The sequence below is a fragment of the Chitinibacter bivalviorum genome (genome assembly GCF_013403565.1).
In the GTDB taxonomy this organism is placed as follows: Bacteria; Pseudomonadota; Gammaproteobacteria; order Burkholderiales; family Chitinibacteraceae; genus Chitinibacter; species Chitinibacter bivalviorum.
Window position 1 is genome coordinate 3268149 of record NZ_CP058627.1, and the last position, 14731, is coordinate 3282879.

Annotated in this window: 12 protein-coding genes and 1 other RNA gene; 8 read left to right on the forward strand and 5 right to left on the reverse strand. The window is 49.7% G+C overall.

The features are described from left to right. Window positions 1-44: 44 nt before the first annotated feature. The 6 genes from HQ393_RS15510 (at window position 45) to HQ393_RS15535 (ending at window position 9287) form a co-directional block, all read left to right on the forward strand. Window positions 45-1388: a TolC family outer membrane protein gene (locus tag HQ393_RS15510; protein ID WP_179356329.1), complete on the forward strand. Its 1344-nt coding sequence runs from the start codon at window positions 45-47 to the stop codon at window positions 1386-1388. Between the two features lie 77 nt (window positions 1389-1465). Then, window positions 1466-1780, forward strand: coding sequence for an H-NS histone family protein (locus HQ393_RS15515; protein WP_179356332.1), 315 nt, complete (start codon window positions 1466-1468; stop codon window positions 1778-1780). 96 nt (window positions 1781-1876) lie between these two features. Beyond that, window positions 1877-4018 (forward strand): UvrD-helicase domain-containing protein, encoded by a 2142-nt coding sequence (locus tag HQ393_RS15520; protein ID WP_179356334.1) that lies wholly within the window; start codon window positions 1877-1879, stop codon window positions 4016-4018. A gap of 44 nt (window positions 4019-4062) precedes the next feature. Further along, the gene (locus tag HQ393_RS15525) at window positions 4063-5766 is read left to right on the forward strand and encodes a response regulator (protein ID WP_179356337.1); all 1704 of its coding nucleotides are present in this window, start codon (window positions 4063-4065) and stop codon (window positions 5764-5766) included. Window positions 5767-5933: 167 nt separating this feature from the next. Continuing rightward, window positions 5934-8042: an ATP-binding protein gene (locus tag HQ393_RS15530; RefSeq protein WP_179356340.1), complete on the forward strand. Its 2109-nt coding sequence runs from the start codon at window positions 5934-5936 to the stop codon at window positions 8040-8042. Between the two features lie 153 nt (window positions 8043-8195). Further along, on the forward strand, window positions 8196-9287 hold the full coding sequence (locus HQ393_RS15535) for a metallophosphoesterase family protein (protein ID WP_179356343.1): 1092 nt from the start codon (window positions 8196-8198) through the stop codon (window positions 9285-9287). 296 nt (window positions 9288-9583) lie between these two features. On the opposite strand, the gene HQ393_RS15540 is transcribed toward HQ393_RS15535, so the two are convergent. From HQ393_RS15540 to HQ393_RS15550, 3 genes are all read right to left on the reverse strand, one after another. Beyond that, window positions 9584-10237: a DsbA family protein gene (locus HQ393_RS15540; protein ID WP_179356346.1), complete on the reverse strand. Its 654-nt coding sequence runs from the start codon at window positions 10235-10237 to the stop codon at window positions 9584-9586. Then, complete coding sequence (locus HQ393_RS15545; protein WP_218871210.1) at window positions 10234-10740, reverse strand: disulfide oxidoreductase; 507 nt, start codon at window positions 10738-10740, stop codon at window positions 10234-10236. Before HQ393_RS15545 ends, HQ393_RS15540 begins: the two co-directional genes overlap by 4 nt. A gap of 555 nt (window positions 10741-11295) precedes the next feature. Continuing rightward, entirely contained in the window at window positions 11296-11736 is a 441-nt protein-coding gene (locus HQ393_RS15550) for a hypothetical protein (protein WP_179356349.1), read from the reverse strand. A 223-nt stretch (window positions 11737-11959) separates the two neighbouring features. On the opposite strand from HQ393_RS15550, the gene rnpB reads away from it, so the two are divergent. Next, an RNA gene (gene rnpB / locus HQ393_RS15555) (RNase P RNA component class A) lies at window positions 11960-12386 on the forward strand. Between the two features lie 148 nt (window positions 12387-12534). On the opposite strand, the gene HQ393_RS15560 is transcribed toward rnpB, so the two are convergent. Then, window positions 12535-13428, reverse strand: a complete 894-nt coding sequence (locus HQ393_RS15560; RefSeq protein WP_179356351.1) for an HDOD domain-containing protein — start codon at window positions 13426-13428, stop codon at window positions 12535-12537. Window positions 13429-13700: 272 nt separating this feature from the next. Between HQ393_RS15560 and HQ393_RS15565 the strand changes: the two genes are divergently transcribed. Continuing rightward, window positions 13701-14021, forward strand: coding sequence for a PQ-loop domain-containing transporter (locus tag HQ393_RS15565; RefSeq protein ID WP_179356354.1), 321 nt, complete (start codon window positions 13701-13703; stop codon window positions 14019-14021). 88 nt (window positions 14022-14109) lie between these two features. Here the strand turns inward: HQ393_RS15565 and HQ393_RS15570 are convergent, their stop codons facing one another. Continuing rightward, window positions 14110-14619, reverse strand: coding sequence for an RDD family protein (locus tag HQ393_RS15570; RefSeq protein ID WP_179356357.1), 510 nt, complete (start codon window positions 14617-14619; stop codon window positions 14110-14112). Window positions 14620-14731: the final 112 nt, after the last annotated feature.

A 14731-nucleotide genomic window follows, 5' to 3' on the forward strand; every position in this document is an offset into this window, starting at 1 on the left:
GCGTTTACTGTGTAGATCGCAGCGATGTTGAAAAGGTATAAAGAATGAAATTGAAATCGAGTTTAATTGGATTGAGTTTACTGAGCCTCAGCACTGGAGTTTGGGCTACCGATTTACTGCAATCTTGGCAAGCGGCCGCCAAATTTGACGCCCAGATCTCTGCCGCACGAAATGCGCAAATCGCTGGCCAAGAAAAGGCTGAGCAGGGTCAAGCGTTGTTATTGCCGAAAGTGAGCGTGACAGGAAATACCGCGTATTCTCAATCGGCTTCTCGTTATGGTCGCGAGGGCGGTACGCTGCACAATACCGATGTTAATGGTGAAAGCTATGGCATTTCAATTAGTGCGGTGCAGCCGATTTATCGGGCCGAAGCATTTGCCTCGGCCGATCAGCTCAAAAAGCAAACTGATTTAGCCAATGTGCAATACCGTCAGGCCGAGCAAGATTTGATCCTGCGCGTCTCAAAAGCCTATTTTGAATTACTGGCAGCGCAAGAGAAAGTCACTTTGGCACAGGCGCAAAAACAAGCGGTTGCTGAACAATTGGCATTTGCTAAAAAATCATTTGAAGTCGGTGTTGCCACAATTACCGACACTGATGAAGCCCAAGCCAGTTATGACAGTATTATTGCCGCTGAGATTTTGGCCAATAATGATCTGGCCGTAAAACGTAGTGCTTTTACTTTATTGACGGGTTTAAATGCCGAACAATTGGCGACCATTGGCGATCAAAAACAACCGAGCTCACCCGAGCCTAATGATCTGAGTGTTTGGTTGAAAAAGGCACAAGATAATAGTTTGAGTAATACCAGCCAGCAATTGGCGCTGGATATTGCCACGCGCGAAATCGATAAATATCGCGCTTTAAGCGCCCCAACACTTGATCTGGTGGCTAGCTATGGTAGTGACTGGACTGGGTCAGGATTATCCCGATCAGGGGCTACCGACCAAAATATGAGTGGCGCGATTAAATTGCAATTAGCGATTCCTTTTTATACGGGCGGCGATCGCTCTTCGCGTTTACGTGAAGCGGCGGCGAAAAAAGATCAGCAGCGTGATAATGTCCTTGCTACGCAGCGCGATGTTGAACAAGTCACTAAGCAATCATTTTTAGGGGTGAATGCAGGTGCGGCGCAAATCCGTGCATTGCAGCAAGTATTGAAATCGAGCCAAAGTTTATTGGCATCGAGTAAATTGGGTCGTGAAGTGGGCGTGCGCACGACGATTGATGTATTGAATGCTGAGCAGAAATATTATGCAACGCGTTATGATCTAGTGGTGGCGCGTTACACATATCTTTATGCCAGATTACTATTGGCGGCATCTGCTGGCGAATTGACCGAGAAAGACTTAATTGCCGTGAATGAATGGCTGGTGCAATTAAAATAATTATTTGGCCTTGAATTATTTAAAACCTCGCCGCATAATCACTGGGTATATGTAAATAATCGGCCTAGGAGTTGACAATGGAATTATCAAACTTTGATTACCAGCAATTAGTAGAACTGCGCGCACAAGTGGATGTAGAACTCGTTCGCCGCAAAGAGCAAGAAAAATCACGTATTTTGCAACAATTGCAAAGCGCTGCTGCAGCGAGTGGTTTCACTGTTGCTGAATTGCTGGGTGAAGTATCTGGCAAAAAAGGCGCTAAAAAGCCAGTTAAAGCACAATACGCTAATCCAGCTGATGCTAGCCAAACTTGGACTGGCCGTGGCCGTAAACCACAATGGGTACATGACGCATTGGCTAACGGTGCTACGCTCGATAGCATCCGTATCTAATTGCAGTAAATGTTTAACAAAACAGGGCAGCTTTCGCTGCCCTGTTTTGCTTTAAGCGTTAATATAAGCAAACAAGCCTCAAACGTAGAATATTCCATGTCACATCCATTAACCGAAAAACTCAATCCCGAACAAGCCGCCGCCGTTGAATTACCCGCAGAGCATGCGCTGATTTTGGCTGGGGCGGGCAGCGGTAAAACCCGAGTATTAACCACGCGAATTGCATGGCTATTATCGACGGGCCAAATTAGCCCCTCCGGCTTAATGGCGGTGACATTTACCAATAAATCAGCCAAAGAAATGCTGTCGCGCATTACTTCGATGCTGCCATTAAATCCGCGCGGATTATGGGTGGGCACTTTTCACGGTTTATGTAATCGCATGCTGCGCTTGCATCATCGCGATGCGGGTTTACCCGAGGCGTTTGCTATTTTAGATACGCAAGAGCAATTGGCGGCGATTAAGCGGGTATTGAAATTACTCAATCTGGATGATGATAAATACCCACCGCGTACCGTGCAGCAATATATCAATGGCCATAAAGAAAATGGTCGCCGCGCTGGTGATGTTGATGCGTGGGATGATTATTCTCGCCATTTACGCATTGCCTACGAAGAATATGAAAAACAATGCAATCGCGAAGGCGTCGCTGATTTTTCCGAGTTGCTATTGCGCTGCTACGAATTACTGAGCCATAACGCACCGATTCGCCAGCATTATCAGCAACGGTTTGCGCATATTCTGGTCGATGAGTTTCAGGATACCAATCGCTTGCAATATGCATGGTTACGCTTGCTCGCGGGTGAGCAGGGAGCGATTTTTGCGGTGGGGGATGACGATCAGTCGATCTATGCCTTCCGCGGTGCTAATGTCGGCAATATGCAGGATTTCCAGCGCGACTACGCGGTGAAGCATGTGATTCGCTTGGAGCAAAATTACCGTAGCCACGGCAATATTCTCGATGCCGCCAATGCCGTGATCGCAAACAACAAGCAACGCTTGGGTAAACAGCTGTGGACCGATGCCAGCACCGGCGAGCCAATCCGCGTATTTGAAGGCGCGTCCGATTTTGAAGAAGCCAACTTTATCGTTGAAGAAGCACAAACACTGATCCGCGAAGGCATGCCGCCATCTGACGTGGCGATTTTGTATCGCAGTAATGCGCAATCACGAATTATCGAACACGCGCTATTTAGCGCGGGTGTCCCATATCGCGTGTACGGCGGTTTACGCTTTTTTGAGCGCCAAGAGATCAAGCACGCCTTGGCCTATCTGCGCCTGATCGCCAATCCCTCGGATGATAATGCGCTGCTGCGGGTGATTAATTTCCCAACCCGTGGCATTGGCGCGCGTTCGGTAGAGGGCGTGCAGGAAAAGGCGCGGCTGGAAGGCTCAACGCTGTGGCAAGCCGCTTGCGGTGTAGGTGGGCGTAGCGCCGCGTCGATTGGCAAATTTGTGCATATGATCGAAGCGATGCGCAATCAGGCCGATGGTCTGCCGATGACTGAAATCGTCGCGATGATGCTCGATCTATCGGGATTGCTCGAACACTATCGCAATGAAAAAGACGGTGAAGAGCGCGTGGCCAACTTGGAAGAGTTGATCAATGCCGCTGCGACTTTCAGCGTGGAAGAAGATCAAAATCCACTGATCGCGTTTCTGTCGCACGCCAGCCTCGAAGCGGGGGATCATCAAGCAGGCGCGCATGAAGAAGCGCTGCAATTGATGACGGTGCACGCCGCCAAAGGCTTGGAATTTAAAGCGGTATTTTTGTCTGGTTTGGAAGAGGGCTTATTCCCGCACGACAATAGCGCCAACGATCCGCAAGGCATCGAGGAAGAGCGTCGTTTAATGTACGTCGCGATTACGCGTGCGCGCGAGCGGCTGTATCTGACGCTGGCGCAAAGCCGTATGCTGCATGGCCAGACGCGTTATGGCGTGGCCAGCCGGTTTATGGATGAGATTCCGCAGTCTTTGCTCAAATTCCTAAATCGCGGCTACGCGCCGAGCAGCTATAGTGCAGGTACGGCCTACAACGCAGCGCCTGCGCCAAAACTGAATAAATCGACGCCCGAGCATGGTTTGGCGATTGGTATGACCGTGGAGCACCATAAATTTGGTCGCGGCATGGTCACCGATCATGAAGGCGGCGCCACGGGGAATGTGCAGGTGAATTTTGAGCAGCACGGCAGTAAATGGCTGGCAGTGGCGTATGCTAAATTAAAACCACTATCGTAGTATTGCCTCAGGGTCTTTATATATAAAGCCATTGGGGTTGATACATGATGGGAGTATCTGTGCCAAAAGTTCGTCCTTATTCATTTGTCGATGGCGCGCCGATTGAAACCTCGGCGCCAGTCATTAATGTGAATGATTTTTCCCAGTTCAAGATACTGGTGATCGATCACGTCGCAGAAATGCGCGCGACGATGAGTATGACTTTGAATCAATTTGGCGCGCAGTCGGTTGAATACGCCAACCGCAGCGGCGAAGCTTTGGGCATGTTGCGCCGTACAACCTATGACATTGTGCTTTGCGCTTATGATCTGGGTACGGGTTTTGATGGTCTGTATTTATTTGAAGAAGCGCGCCGCCATGGCCTGCTTAAAGCCAGCTGTGTCTTTATTATCCTGACGGGCGAGCGGCAAACATCCAAAGTCATCGGTGCTGCCGAGCTGGCGCCCGATGCCATTGTACTCAAGCCCTTTACGGGCGACACCCTGTACGATCGCATCATCCGCGCGCTGCGCAAAAAAAGACGGTTTCAGCCGATTGATGATGCCTGCATTGCGCTGGATTTTTTGCGCGCGATTGCGCTGTGTGATTATGAAGTCGAGCAAGGTGGAGACGATGCGATCGACTTTATGCGGATGAAGCTGCATCTGTTATTGCGCATTGCCGATTGGGCTGGGGCGCGCGATTTAAGCCGACTGTTATTGGCCAAGGCCGATTTGCCATGGGCCAAAATGGCGCTGGGCAAAGCGCTGTTTCAATTGCGCGAATACGATGAAGCGCAGCATTTATTTCAGCAAATCATTGCCGAGCACGAGCTGATCCTCGAAGCCTACGATTGGCTCGCTCGCACTCAGCAGGCGCAGCATCAAATCAACGAAGCCAAAATGACGCTCAATCGCGCCGTGACCCGCTCACCATATGTGATCAATCGGATGCGCGAGCTCGGTGAAGTGGCGATGATTTCGGGTGATTTGCAATTGGCCGAGCAATCCTTTACCGAAACCGTGCGGCTGGCGCGTTTTTCATTTTGGCCGCAGGTGAGCGACTATAGCCAGTTGGGTGAGGTGCAATTAGCGCGGGGTGATGTTGGCGCTGCGCGCAAAACGGCCGAAACGCTGCGCAAAGATTTTCGCACCGGCCCAGATCGTTTAATGGCCGATGTGATGGATGTCGAAATCACCCTGAAAATGGGCGACAAAAATAAGGCCCGTACCCAGCTTGATGCAGCGCTTGGGGCGGCCAGAACCTATATCGAGCCGCCCAGTGCCTCGCTCGGTTTGGCGCTGGCCAAAAGTTGCTTAACGCAAAATCGCGTCGAAGAAGCGCAAAAACTCACCCAGCAAGTACTGAAAAATCGGCACGATGACCCGATGCTGGCTGCGCGCGTAACGCGTATTTACAAAGAGCAGGGGCGGGAAGAAGAAGCCTTGCGGATTATCGAAGCGACCGCCGCCAATATTGTTGAGCTTAATAATGAGGCCGTGCGCTTGGCGCAAAGTGGCGATTTGAAAGCGGCGGCAGAGCGATTTCTGGCGGCGGCCAAAGACATGCCTTCTAATCTGCAAGTGTTGCTCAATGCCATCAATGCCTTGCTGGCGCTGGTGAACAAAGAAGGCTGGCATGCCAGCTATATGCGCAAAGCACAAGAGTTACTCGCGCGAGTAGAAACCATTGATCCAGCCAATGGCAAAGGCTTGCAAATGGCCGAGGTATTTCGCAAAACGCAGCGTCGGTTTGGGGTAAAAGCCTAAATCTTCGCCACATCGACTTAGTCATGTCGATATTGAGCAGTAAAAAATACACCGCGTCCTTATGCCATAAGCCAGTTACAATCAAAACCCAAATCGGAAGAGCCGTTAGCAACTGAATCTTCCCGCTACGCAGTTAAATCGGTCTGATCTCACTACGAATAATCGCCATGACCCGCTTTAAAACTATCCTAAGCCTGATCTGCCTTGTGGTGCTGAGTAATTTGAGCTTGATGGTCTATTTCGAGGTCAAGCAAAAAAACGTACTCGAAAGTTTTACCCGCTTCGGTATGGATAATCAGTTATGGCAGTTTTTCCAATTTAGCCGCGAATTCCAAAAGCTCAATGAAGTGGTGAGCCATTTTAATCCGAGTCGGCAAGACGAGCTTACTTTAAGATTTGATATTTATATTGGCCGTATTCATTTATTGTCAGAAAAAAGCATTGATGCCAATGCCATGCTGCAGGATAAAAGCGCACTGCAAACCAAGCTAAAACCGCTGCAAGATTATGTTTTGCGCTATGACAAATTGGTTGCCAATGCAGCATGGCAAAAAGAGGATTGGCAGCAGTTTGTGATGGATACCCACAATCAGCTGGCGGCTGTTGATGGCTTGATTGCCGAGGCGCGCGAGCAAGACTCTAAAGCTGTCGCTGATTATCGCGCTCAGATCCAGCACTTGGGCGAGCTGCGTTTAATGCTTGGCCTGATTCAGATTTTCTTGCTGATTGTATTTGCCGCCATGGGTTTGTATGCGTATTGGCAAAATGAAATTAGCCGGAAAATACAAGCCGAAACGATGCGCAACTTGGCGCAGGCCAAAGGTGAAGCCGATGTCGCCAACGCGGCCAAAAGCCGTTTCCTGGCACATATTAGCCATGAAATACGTACGCCACTCACGTCCGTTTTGGGGTATGCCGAACGATTGGCGCGCAAACCATTGGGCACTGAAGCCTTGCGTGAAGTACAGCATATTTCCGATAGCGGTACGCATTTACTCGATTTACTCAATAAAGTGCTCGATTTTTCCAAATCAGGGCAAAATAAACTGACGCTATTGAATGAAACGCTGGATTTCAGAGTCTTGAAAAAAGAGCTTGAATCCATGTTTCAATTAATGGCAAAGCAAAAAGGTTTGCAATTTCAAGTGATTTTATCGGACGATTTACCAGAATATCTGAGTTTGGATGTCGGTAAATTTCGGCAAATACTGATTAATCTGATTGCCAATGCGCTGAAATTTACAACTTATGGCTTTGTCCGCGTCAATATTTATGGCAAGCCCCAAGAGGCGCATTACCAACTGTATGCCACGGTATGGGATAGTGGCTGCGGTATTGAGCCTGCCGATCAAGCTCGGATTTTTTCGCCCTTTGAGCAAAGCGAGCGCGGCCAGTTGGTGGGGGGGACAGGTTTAGGCTTGGCGCTGAGCCGCGATTATGCGCGCCTGATGCAGGGCGATATTGTTTTTTGCAGCAAACCGGGGCGGGGTAGCGAATTTACCTGCTATGTGGCCACGCAAATTGTCGCGCCACCGCTCAGCAATCCTGCCACGTGTCACCCAAGTGAGGCCGAACTGGCCCAATCGCTGGCCAGCGGTCTGGCAACGCAGAAGATACTGATCGTTGAAGATCAGCAAGTGAATCGCGAAATGATTTGCGCCATGCTCAATGATTGTGGGGTGCAAACACTGACCGCAAATAATGGTCTTGAGGCCATTGAACAAGTCGCGCAGCACCCTGAAATTGACCAGATTTTGATGGATTATCAAATGCCGAAAATGGATGGCATACAGGCCGCTACTGTCTTGCGCGACCAAGGCTATCAAAAGCCGATTTATTTATTGTCCGCCAGCGTATTGGATGATGAATTGGCGGCATCCGGCCGGGTGTTTGATGGGCAATTACTCAAACCCTATCAATTGCTTGAGCTTTTGCAGCTATTAAATCATGGGCATAGCCAAGTTGCGGTGGAGCAGCGTCAGCCATTGAATGCCGAGCTGGCCAAATCGAGCTTGGGTGAACGCTATTTAAGCCTGTGCCAAAAAGGCTTGGCTCGGATTGCCGATTTGGAGCAAGACTATCAACAAGCGATTGCCGCGCATGAAGTGCTCGAGGCGCAACGTCATGCGCATAGTGCCAAAGGCATTGCTTTGCAAATTGGCGCGCAAATCTTGGCCGAGCACTGGACACAATTGGAAGCCAACCCCGTGGCGCCTGAAATGCAGCAGCTTGTCGCGGCGCGCCAAGACGCCTTTATGGCGCTGGAGCGTATGTAGGCGCGCTGGCGAAGCTGGGGATAGTTCGCTCAAGACGCCGCACTGTATTGAGTACGACGTTTTTGATGAGCCTAGATTTGCCATGTCATCGAGACGTCACGCAGATGTCATTTTGCTGAGATGCAAGATCAGTACAGTGCGCGATTTGATCTGATGAGTTTTAGCTTTATGCGCCACTTATTGCTAGCTAGTGTATTGATGAGCACCCTATTTGCAGCTCAGGCGGCTGATAAAGACCCTGTGGTGGCGACCTTTGCCACTGTCGGCGATTCTCGTGCCGAGCCGGGCCTGACCCAGACTAAGCAAGACCAAATCTGGCTGCAACACACCAAAGCTTGGTCACGCATGATGCGTGAAATTCAGCAGCAAAAGCCCCATGCGCTGTTTTTCAATGGCGATATGATCATGGGCTATACCACCGATAAAAATGTGCTCAATCGTCAGTATGCCTATTGGCGCGGCATGGTGACAGGCTTGCAAGAGACAGGTACTTATATTGTGCCAGTACCGGGCAACCATGAAGTGCAAGAAAAATTCAAAGAAGACGGTAAGACCAAAAAAATCGCCCGCCAAAGCAATGAAGACAGCTGGCGCGACAATATGGGCGATTTAATTGTCGATGCTGAGCGTTGGAAAGCGACGGTGGGCAGCAATCTGAGCGCATTCGATCCGAAAAATACCCCTACCATTGGGGGCGCAGATAAGATCACTACCGATCAAAGCCAGTTGTCGTATTCATTTGATTTCGCCGGTAGCCATTTTGTGGTGATCAATACCGACCCTGTTGGTAATGACAATCACGCCCCGATCGCATGGCTGGAGCAAGATCTGGCGCAAGCCAAAGCGCGTGGTGCAAAACGCATGTTTGTCTTTGGGCATAAACCGGCCTTTACCTATTTCTTTAAGCCCGGCATTGATCTGGAAGGTCTGGATAAATTTCCTGAGCATCAGCAGGCTTTCTGGAAAATCATCGAAGACAATCAGGCGACGTATTTCTGTGGTCACGAGCATATTTACAATGTGATGCAACCTACCAAGAACGCCGGAGGTAAGGCGTATCAAGTGATGGTGGGCTCAGGTGGATCACCGTTTAGCGTCGAGCCGGGCGAAACGCAAAACCCAGAAGATCGCACCTACGCTTGGGCTTTAGTCAAAGTGCATGCCAGTGGCAAAGTGGAAATTGATACTTATGGATTTGATGAGCATTACGGCAATACAAAACTGCTTAAACACCTAGTCATCTAACTGGGTATTGCTCTGTAGATATTAATTCGTATTGATTTTCTAGATATACCTAGAAAAACGGGGGCGTGTTCAGATAACGTGTTGATAAAAAGAATCGTAGGGTGGGTTAGCCCCTTAGGGCGTAACCCACCGTGACGCGACATAAAGAAAAGCAGCGTAACGGTGGGTTACGGCTTAGCCTAACCCACCCTACGAATATCGTTTTTCGTAGTCAAACCAAGTTCTGTTCATATCAACACATAATCTGAACATGCCCAAAAACGGGCCATGAAGGCCCGTTTTCTATTGGGGCGATATTACTTTTTCGCCTCGGCAATGGCGCGATCAATCATTGTTTCCAGCTGTTGGTAGCCAAAGCTGGTTAATGGCTGGCCATTCACAAAAAAGCTTGGTGTTTTATTCACATACAGTGCTTTGGCATCGGCAATGTCTTGCGCAATGATGCTGGCCACACCTTGCGAATTCATATCCTCTTTCAATTGCACCATATCCAGTCCTAATGACGCCCAATGCGGGAACACGCGCTCAACGTCGGCCACATGGTTTTGCGCCCATTCTTCTTGGGTGTCGAGCAAGATTTCTAGCGCGGGCCAATACAGACCTTGTTTACGCGCCGCCTCAAGTGCTGCAATCACCTTGTCCGAGCCTTGATGCAGTGGCGCATAGCGCAACACCAGACGGATTTGATCTGGGTTTTTGGCCATTAATGATTTTACAAAAGGATAAAACGCAGCGCAGCTCTCGCAAGCGGGGTCAAAAAATTCAACCAGCACCACTGGCGCATCTTGTTTGCCGATTGCTGGGGAGTGCATGCGAACCAGCGCCTGCTGATTGCTTTGCACCTGTGCCACTGTTTCCTGCGTTTGCGTTTTCTTATACACCAGCGCGCCGACAATAAATAAACTCAATAGCGCGACGGCGCTGACCATAAATAGCGTTTTCTGTTTCATTTTTTACCTTGAAGATGAGAAGCAAAGAGCAAGATGCTGATACCGGCAAACGCCAGCACCGACATCAGCGGAATACTTAAAAAGCCAAACCATTCAATCACGTCTTCCGTACACGGCACATCCGCCGAGCAGGGCATGGCGCTCGCGGGAATAATCCCCAGTTGCAGCAGCCAATGCGCGCCGGCCACCAACAGCCCCAGCAAAGACATTGGCAGCGCATAGCGTACGACTTTGGGGTCGAGCGGAAATAGCGCCAGCGGCAAGAGTAAGACCAGCGGGAACATAAAAATCCGTTGATACCAGCACAGCACACACGGTGGAACGCTCATCACTTCACTAAAAAACAGCGCACCCAGCGTCGAAATAGTCGCGATCAGCCAGGCGCCAAATAACAGCAGCCAGCGTTGTTGATCGGCTTGGGGAGTCGAATCGGTCAGCAAAATACCTCCTTGATACAGGCTAAATACCGTGCAGCCTAATGAGCCGCTTTGACTTGATTGCAAGGTAGACTCGCAAAAAACGCGGCAGTTCACCTACTGAAGGGGTAGATAGCCTTGGTAATTGTTTACGTTTTGTCGCGTGGGACAGTTGAAAGTGTGATTTTGAGCTTATGCCCGTGAAGATGACGGCATGTCTGCGGACATTTCAATTATGCTGCCGCCCTGCGCCGAATAATGAAGCAAAGAAAAGATTGAAAGATGCCTTTGAGACTTACTACCGATCCTGTTTCGAATTACGTTTAGGCAACTAATTCAGTGGTTGCCACTCACCTGAACACTGCGATATGAGTTCAATACTCAGTATCTGTTGTAGGTTGTGAGCTACCAATAGATAAGTAAATATTGTTAGCTTCTAGACTCAAATTATCTTGAGTGATTTCGTTAAAAAAACGCCGCAGGCAATGAGCCCTGCGGCGTTTTTTATTTACCCTGTTTACTGGGTGCTCAAACCATCTGAAAGTGAAATGCGATAAGCGGCGATTGCCCTACAACTTTTTGTAGATAGACCCATAAGTTGAGAAACTTATGGGTTCTTTGCTTCAATAGCCATCGGTGAGACTATTTATTCCAGCCAGCCATGTAGCCACTAGAAAATGCTTTTTCAAATTGTGAATCATACTTTCCTTCATGGCGCTCGTATGCTTGGCTCAAATGCGCTTTTCTGTCCTGAGCTCCAGCTTTATAACCATCTCGATAATAGTCACAATTAGCCTGATCCATATTTGAAGGGCAACTAGCGCCAGACGATTTGCTAGAACCTGTTTTGTAGCTAAACACCGCATTGCAGCCTTTATCTACGACGATTCCATCGCTATCTGTCCACCAAGATTTATCAAATGTGCATTTTCCTTCTAATACTTGCTGAATTTTGACTCCCTTTTTATCTGCGCCAGGGAGTGGGCATCGATTCATCCCACCATCTGATCCGCAGGCTATTTCAGCAGAAAAAGCTAGGCTGCTTGAAATGAACATCGCAAGGGTTAATAGAACTGTTTTCATTGTTCAACACCTCAAATAGTTGGAGATATTTGGTGTAACTACCTATTTTGTATAGCACTGCAGGTCATTTTTGTTTAAGTATTTTTGGCCGCACCCTGAGTTGCAATAGGGTGAGTTTGCAGGGGATGGTCGGCGAGGCGGATTAGTTTGGCTTTCTGTTTCTGGCCGTTGAGCCGAACTTAGCTTGCTCCCATTGGGTATTGCGCGGATAATCGCGCCTCGCGAAGCGGGACAGACCATCGCTGCCATGATTTTAGGTCATGGGGGAGGAAAGTCCGGGCTCCATAGAGCAGGATGCTGGCTAACGGCCAGGCGGCGTGAGCCGACGGAAAGTGCAACAGAGAGCTGAACCGCCAGTTGCCCGAGTTGAACGATCGATTGAAGCGATTGGGATCGGGTGAAGGTAAGGGTGAAAAGGTGTCCTCGTCAGAGGAGCCCCGCAAGGGGTCGGTAAGAGCGCACCGCGGCGCTGGTAACAGTCGCTGGCAGGGTAAACCCCATTCGGAGCAAGACCAAGCAGTAGGCGTTGAGGTTGCTCGCTGAGTCTACGGGTAGGTTGCTTGAGCGTGTCAGTAATGGCGCGCCTAGAGGAATGATGGTCACGAGTGGCAACACTTGGACAGGACCCGGCTTATCGGCCCGCTTCGCCCCTTATCTATCCATTCAGTGCTGGCCTACTGAATGCTGATCACCGCGTACCGCAGGGCGCTAGCGCTGTTCTTCAAAACGGTCTTTCAATACCCTGCTTGGGTATTGCCCTAAAGATCAATAAATAAAATATCTAGCAGACGATACCCGCTATTCTTGGTCGTGGCGGATCAGCTGCGCGGCGGCGGGTGATTCATCGTACCAATGCCAATTTTTAGCCGCGAGCAGGGCAACGCTGCGAATTTGCTCATACACCAATTCAGGCGTGAGATTGAGCAGCTTGGCGCATTGCTGAATGTCATCTTGCAAGAAGGGGGTATCCCAGCCTTTTTCGAGGTGGCGGGCAATCTTGACGGATAGATTGACGATATGCACCCGCGGCTCTTCAGCGTAAGCGTCGTCGATCAGGTGCAGCAAAGTGCGCGGCAGATGCCATTTTTCGACTATCCCTTGCTGAATTTCATTGAGCGTACAGCCCAGAAATTTGCGCTGCACTTCAGAGCTGCGCATGCTGGGGTTGGAACGCAGCATTTCCTGAATCATCATCATTTGCCGAGGCGAGGCCAGCCAGACCAAAATCTCGGCGGTGTCGTGCAGCAAGGCAGCGGTGATCACTTCATTGGGCTCGATATCGCGGCGGTAATTACTGAGCCGCTCTGCCAGCAGCGAGGCTAAATAAGATCGCGCACAAGTGCGATGCGTGCCGATAATGGCGACTTTTTGAATGTCGGGCAGCGTTTCAATACTGGGAATCGCGCCAAATGAACGAAAAAAGCCATCGATACCAATCATCAGCAAGACACGTTCAATGGTGGTGACATCGGTTGTTTGCCGCGTCAGCCGGTGTGCTTCCTGATAGCGCAGGATATTGAGCGTTAGCAGCGGGTCGTGACGGATTAAAGCGCCAATTTCCCGCAAGCCAATGTCGTCAATCCGATTGCGGTAATCGTTCATCTCCGTGCGAGTATGCGCCAGAATAGGCGTGTCCTGCTCGATGAGGTAGCTGATCCATTGGCTTAAATGCGTGAATGGCGTGGTGATCATGGAGGCCCTAATTAGCTGCGAAAAGAGACGTATTAGCTGTGTTTTCAGCTTAGCTTAATTCATGGTGAATTGAAGCGCATTTTCATTTGCGGCAATCCAAATTGATGATTGATCGTTTAAACCGATGTGTATTCAAAAATATCAATAAAACATGGTTTTATGCGCTTGTTATATTGTGACAAATTCACACCGCCACCCCCGAACTTAAAGCACGCTAGGCTGGTCATTCAAGATTACGGCTGCCGTTTTGCAGCCCAGCGAGATAAAGGAGCATGATGAATCGCTTGATTTTGGAAGGGGCGACGATTTTGCAGGCCAGCGTAGGGGTTTTATCCTTGATCGCGTATGTGCCGCAATGGCGAACTTTGCATGCCAGCAAGTCCAGCCAGAATATCGCCTTGAGCTCATGGGCGATCTGGACCGTGTCATCTGTGATCGCCACCTTGTATGCGGTGGTGCAGGTTTTGGCGCATGGGCGTGGTTGGGCGCTGGTTTTTTCGGCGAGTACTAATTTGGTGTTTGTCTTGATCACCGTGGCGCTGATTGCGAAATATCGCCGACCTGCCGTGAGTGCGATTTCATTAGCGGCCTAGTGGGTATTGCTCTAAAGATATTTCAAATTATGGATTGGCGGGTTATACCCTATGGTTAACCCGCCAGTTGCGCTGTGCTTGCGTAAGCTTATTCTTGCGCCGCAGCGGCTTGTTCAAATTTCACATCGCTGCCGCGTTTTTTCGGGCGAACCACTACCGTGCCGGCAATTTTGTCGTGCCAGCCTTGTTTGCGCGCATCAAAACCAACCCAGATTAGCCCCAAGCACATCGGGAAAATCGACACGTAATAGCCCAAATAGCGAATCACCAATTGAAACATCGTCGGCGCTAAACCGGTTTTGGCATCGACGATTTTGGCGTGAATGGCATCTTTGCCCGGTGTCGCTTGGCGTTTGTACCACAGCACGATTACCAAAGCGGCAGGTAGTAGCCAAGACAGCAGCGAGTCATCGCTGTACGACCATTGCCATGAGGCATTGAGCGGATCGGCAAGGAAATGATCGTAATTAAAGTTGCTCGTGCCTAGCCCAAGAATCCCCACGATCAAGCCCGATACGATGCCCAATAACAAGGTATCGATCAGAGCCGCGCCGACGCGCGGCCAAAAGCCAACGTATTCGAGTTGTTCGGAATCCATGTTTTTCTCCCTTTTGATTTGATGCGGATTTATACACTGCGTGGCCTTGGCTGACTAGCCGATTAAGTCTCAAACGCGCGCTCGGCATGGGCTTATTTACCTTTACAGGCTG

What these genes read in the sequence shown, in the direction of transcription:
- HQ393_RS15510 (WP_179356329.1), top strand. Translation starts at nt 45, where the DNA reads ATGAAATTGAAATCGAGTTTAATTGGATTGAGTTTACTGAGCCTCAGC.
- HQ393_RS15515 (WP_179356332.1), top strand. Translation starts at nt 1,466, where the DNA reads ATGGAATTATCAAACTTTGATTACCAGCAATTAGTAGAACTGCGCGCA.
- HQ393_RS15520 (WP_179356334.1), top strand. Translation starts at nt 1,877, where the DNA reads ATGTCACATCCATTAACCGAAAAACTCAATCCCGAACAAGCCGCCGCC.
- HQ393_RS15525 (WP_179356337.1), top strand. Translation starts at nt 4,063, where the DNA reads ATGATGGGAGTATCTGTGCCAAAAGTTCGTCCTTATTCATTTGTCGAT.
- HQ393_RS15530 (WP_179356340.1), top strand. Translation starts at nt 5,934, where the DNA reads ATGACCCGCTTTAAAACTATCCTAAGCCTGATCTGCCTTGTGGTGCTG.
- HQ393_RS15535 (WP_179356343.1), top strand. Translation starts at nt 8,196, where the DNA reads ATGAGTTTTAGCTTTATGCGCCACTTATTGCTAGCTAGTGTATTGATG.
- HQ393_RS15540 (WP_179356346.1), bottom strand. Translation starts at nt 10,237, where the DNA reads ATGAAACAGAAAACGCTATTTATGGTCAGCGCCGTCGCGCTATTGAGT.
- HQ393_RS15550 (WP_179356349.1), bottom strand. Translation starts at nt 11,736, where the DNA reads ATGAAAACAGTTCTATTAACCCTTGCGATGTTCATTTCAAGCAGCCTA.
- HQ393_RS15560 (WP_179356351.1), bottom strand. Translation starts at nt 13,428, where the DNA reads ATGATCACCACGCCATTCACGCATTTAAGCCAATGGATCAGCTACCTC.
- HQ393_RS15565 (WP_179356354.1), top strand. Translation starts at nt 13,701, where the DNA reads ATGATGAATCGCTTGATTTTGGAAGGGGCGACGATTTTGCAGGCCAGC.
- HQ393_RS15570 (WP_179356357.1), bottom strand. Translation starts at nt 14,619, where the DNA reads ATGGATTCCGAACAACTCGAATACGTTGGCTTTTGGCCGCGCGTCGGC.